This is a genomic window from Dietzia sp. SLG310A2-38A2, assembly GCF_014145095.1.
Taxonomy (GTDB): Bacteria; Actinomycetota; Actinomycetes; order Mycobacteriales; family Mycobacteriaceae; genus Dietzia.
In genome coordinates, this window is sequence record NZ_JAALDX010000494.1 from 1 (window position 1) to 2,144 (window position 2,144).

General features: G+C 71.7%; 3 protein-coding genes. 1 reads left to right on the forward strand and 2 read right to left on the reverse strand.

What is annotated here, in order from left to right; all coding sequences use genetic code 11:
- Together G6027_RS15970 and G6027_RS15975 are read right to left on the reverse strand one after the other, a co-directional pair.
- The coding region (locus tag G6027_RS15970; protein ID WP_182638023.1) for a methyltransferase domain-containing protein at positions 1-607 on the reverse strand (607 nt) is incomplete at its 3' end.
- Between the two features lie 141 nt (positions 608-748).
- Entirely contained in the window at positions 749-1,420 is a 672-nt protein-coding gene (locus G6027_RS15975; RefSeq protein ID WP_182638024.1) for a PIG-L deacetylase family protein, read from the reverse strand.
- A 61-nt stretch (positions 1,421-1,481) separates the two neighbouring features.
- Here G6027_RS15975 and G6027_RS15980 point away from each other — a divergent pair, with 61 nt between their 5' ends.
- Complete coding sequence (locus tag G6027_RS15980; RefSeq protein WP_182638025.1) at positions 1,482-2,114, forward strand: class I SAM-dependent methyltransferase; 633 nt, start codon at positions 1,482-1,484, stop codon at positions 2,112-2,114.
- The last annotated feature ends 30 nt before the right edge of the window (positions 2,115-2,144 follow it).

The window sequence follows — 2,144 nt, forward strand, 5'->3', positions numbered from 1 at the left end:
TGTCGACCCAGGACCTGGCGTGCAGGAGCACGTCGACCGCGGTCGCCTTCCCGGCCGGCCTCAGGTCGTGGCGAAGCGAGACCACCTCGAGCCCCTGGGCGCCGAGGGCCAGGTCGGCGATCCCGGGGAGCACCGTCGGGTCCTGCGGCCCGCCGACGCCGCGACGCAGGTTCTCGGCGGCGTGTCCGAGGTACACCAGGTGCCCGCCGGGGCGCAGCCATCCGCCCGCGTTGCGCAGGACACGGGTGAGGGTGTCCATCTCGAGGTGGAGGAACCCGATGACGACAAGATCCACGGACTCCTCCGGAGACCAGGTGGTGGCGTCGCCGACGACCCAGTCGACGCTGCCGCTGCGGCCGTCGTCGGAGTCCTTGGCGCGGGCCTGGTCTATCGCGACCTCGGAGAAGTCGACCGCCGAGACCTGCCATCCGTGCGCGGCCAGCCACCGCGCGTGCCGGCCGTCTCCGCATGCCAGGTCCACCGCGGTGTCCACGGGCAGACCGGCGTCCTCGGCGCCCGTCACCTCCGCGACGATGCGAGCTGCAGGGGTGGTGCCCCACACGTCGGGCTGGGCGAGGTATCGGGCGTTCCAGTCGGAGGCGTCCACGTGCGGTGGTCCTTTCGGTACTGCTTCTAGTTGGTGCTGCTTCACATTGGTACTGCTTCTGGTTGATACTGCGTCTCGTTGGTCATGCGTCTCGTCGGTGCTGCACCCGGGGGTTTCCGGAGTGGCGCGGGCGACACGGACTCACGGACGTCGGAGCCACCGCAGGTGTTCGGTGTCGCCCTGCAGCTCCAGTCTCCTCCACAGGACGCTGCCCGGCACGGCCTGGCTGGGGTGACACTTCACGGCGGTGAGTTGTGCGGTGCGGTCTACGGTCAGCGCCAGGTCGATCTCCCCACCGGGCCGACCGAGAAATCCGGAGTACCCCTCGCCCGCGAGGCTCCCGCAGATCTCGTCCGGGAGAGTCCACGCCAATACGGGCAGCCCGCGGCGGTCTCCCGCTCGGACGGCCGCCGCGGTGGCCGCCACGTGGTCCGGGTGGCCGCTGATACCGGTGGAGTCGAAGACGACGAGGCCGTCGGGCCGGGTCTGCGCGAGGGCGTGCTCGACCTCGTCGTCGAGGACGGACGGCTCGAGGTCTGCCAGGCCTCCGTCGGGGAGGTCGCGCAGCGTGACCCGCCTGGCCCCGAGAGCGTCCGCGGCGGCGCGTAGTTCGTGCTCGCGGATCTGCGAGAGGTCACCGACGACGCCATGGAGGGTGGAGGCCTCGCCCCTGGTCAGGCAGAGGACATCCACGCCCGCGTCGACATCGGCGAAGGTCGACAGCACGGCGCCCAGGCCGAACGACTCGTCGTCCGGGTGGGCGACCACGGCCAGAACTGAATCCCACGGCGGAAGTCCGGTCGTCTCGGTCATCTCCGCGTTCCTCTCCTCGAGCGGTTCCGGAAACACCGGATACCCGGTACCGTATCGCCTCATGGGTGCTCGTCGCGAACGGTCGGATGTCTCGCTCTTCGCGCGGGTCTGGGTGGCGGCCGGTCCGGTGCTCGAGCGGATCGGACTGGCCCGGGCCCGGAGCCGACTGGTGGACGGACTGGCGGGAACCGTCGTGGAGGTGGGCGCGGGAAGTGGCGTGACGTTCGAGCACTACCCGCCGGAGGTCACGAGGGTGGTGGCGATCGAACCGGATCCGCACCTTCGTGCCCACGCGCGGCGTTACGCAGCCCGCGCGGCGGTCCCGGTCGAGGTGGTGGACTCGGTGGCGGAGGCGTTGCCGCTCGCGGATGGTGAGGCCGACGCGGTGGTCTTCGGGTTGGTCCTGTGCACGGTCCCCGATGTCCCGGCCGCACTGGCCGAGGCGGACCGGGTGCTCGCTCCCGGGGGGGAACTACGACTGCTCGAGCACGTGCGGGCCGAGGGGCGGCTGGGTCGCCTGGCCGACAGGATCACCCCGGTGTGGAGCCGGCTCGGCGGGGGGTGTCGCCCGAACCGGGACACCGGTCAGACGCTCTCCGCGGCCGGGTTCGACGTCTCCGGGCTCAGGACCCGACCGTTCCCGCCGGTGTTGCCGCTGACCCCGATGCTCAGCGGTTCGGCGCGACGTCGGTGACCGGACGCTCGGCCCCCGCCTGTGGCGGGA